We start from the raw sequence: 1,901 nt of genomic DNA, 5'->3' as shown, positions 1-1,901 counted from the left end.
CCCTTTGTCATTGTCTTTAACTCCGTTTCAACTTGATTGACTTTGTTAAGATTCAAACTTGATTATAGGTTTGAGTTCGGTTCACAGGTATAAAGTCTATTGGCGTTTTTTTGTCAAGTACAATTTATACCAAATTAGATGAGCTTACCCTGATACATCCGGAAACCAAACAAGTCAAACTGATTGACTTTAGCATCGCCTCCCTACTGCCGAGAGAAACTCAAGAAATTCAAAATCCCAACGTCTTAGAAGGAACCCTCGCCTATATTTCTCCCGAACAAACCGGAAGAATGAACCGAGGCATCGACTACCGCACCGACTTTTATTCTCTGGGAGCCACATTTTACGAACTGCTGACAGGAAAACTGCCATTTGAATGTGACGACCCCATGGAGTTGATTCACTGCCATATTGCTAAACAACCTCCTGGAATAAACAGCAAAGAAATCCCGCAGGTGGTTTCGGATATGGTGATGAAGCTGATGGCGAAGAATGCCGAAAAACGCTATCAAAGTGCCTTGGGATTGAAGTATGACTTAGAACGGTGTTTGCAGCAGTGCCAAGAAATTGGAAAGATTGAAACATTTGAGTTGGGAACGCGGGATATATGCGATCGCTTTCTCATCCCCGACAAACTCTATGGACGAGAAACCGAAGTACAAACTCTCATACAAGCCTTTGAAAGAGTCAGCGAAGGCGCAACAGAAATCATGCTATTTGCGGGTTTTTCAGGAATTGGAAAAACCGCAGTCGTCAAAGAAGTTCATAAACCCATTGTGCGGCAAAGGAGTTATTTTATTAAAGGGAAATATGACCAATTTCAGCGCAACATTCCCTTGAGCGCCTTTGTGCAAGCATTCCGCGATTTAATGGGGTAATTGCTATCCGAATCAGATTTGCAATTAGAAACATGGAAAAGCCAGATATTAACTGCATTAGGAGACAACGGACAAGTCTTAATTGAGGTAATTCCTGAGTTAGAAAATATTATTGGTAAACAGCCTGCCGCCATTGAATTATCGGGAACAGCCGCCCAAAATCGCTTTACTCTCCTGTTTCAAAAATTTGTGCAAGTCTTTACCAGTAAAGAACATCCGCTAGTCATGTTTTTAGATGACTTGCAATGGGCAGATTCCGCCTCACTGAACTTGCTTAAATTATTGATGCAAGATGCTGGGTATCTATTAATATTAGGCGCGTATCGAGATAATGAAGTCTCCCCTGTACATCCATTTATTTTAACAGTGGATGAAATTGTCAAAACTGGGGCAACGGTGAATACAATTACTTTACCGCCGTTAAGGGAAGCTGATATGAATCAGTTAGTGGCAGATACACTGAATTGTGAATCATCCCTAGCCCAGCCTTTAACAAAATTGGTTTCTCAAAAAACTCAAGGTAATCCTTTTTTTGCGACCCAGTTTCTCAAAGCATTACATGATGACAAGTTAATTAGCTTTGATTGCGACATTCAATATTGGCAATGTGATATTGCCCAAGTGAAGGCCTTAGCAATTACTGATGATGTCGTTGAATTCATGGCACTGCAATTACAGAAATTGCCCAGAGAAACTCAGGATATTCTCAAACTAGCTTCTTGTATTGGGGCGCAGTTTGATTTGAATACCTTAGTAATTGTCAGTGAGAAATCACCAGAGAGTACCGCAACAGCTTTATGGAAAGCCTTGCAGGAGGGTTTGGTAATTCCTACTACCGAAATCTATAAGTTTTTTACCCAATCTGATAGTGAGGAAGTTTTCAATGCTTCCGCTAATCCGACTTATAAAATTTTACACGATCGCGTCCAACAAGCTGCTTATTCATTAGACCTCTTGCAGAATTGATTTTGTGTTATAATGAGGTCTTTTTAATCTTAATGGGGTGATCTAACTAAAAAGATT

Annotated in this window: 1 pseudogene; it reads left to right on the top strand. The window is 40.3% G+C overall.

The window, feature by feature from the left end:
• Nucleotides 1-149: 149 nt before the first annotated feature.
• Nucleotides 150-1,826 (top strand): annotated as a pseudogene (locus QUB33_RS29335) (ATP-binding protein); the annotation flags it as partial.
• Between the last annotated feature and the right edge of the window lie 75 nt (nucleotides 1,827-1,901).

Source organism: Microcoleus sp. B3-A4, assembly GCF_036705385.1.
Classification (GTDB): Bacteria; Cyanobacteriota; Cyanobacteriia; order Cyanobacteriales; family Microcoleaceae; genus Microcoleus.
This window is presented reverse-complemented; position numbering and strand designations above follow the sequence as displayed.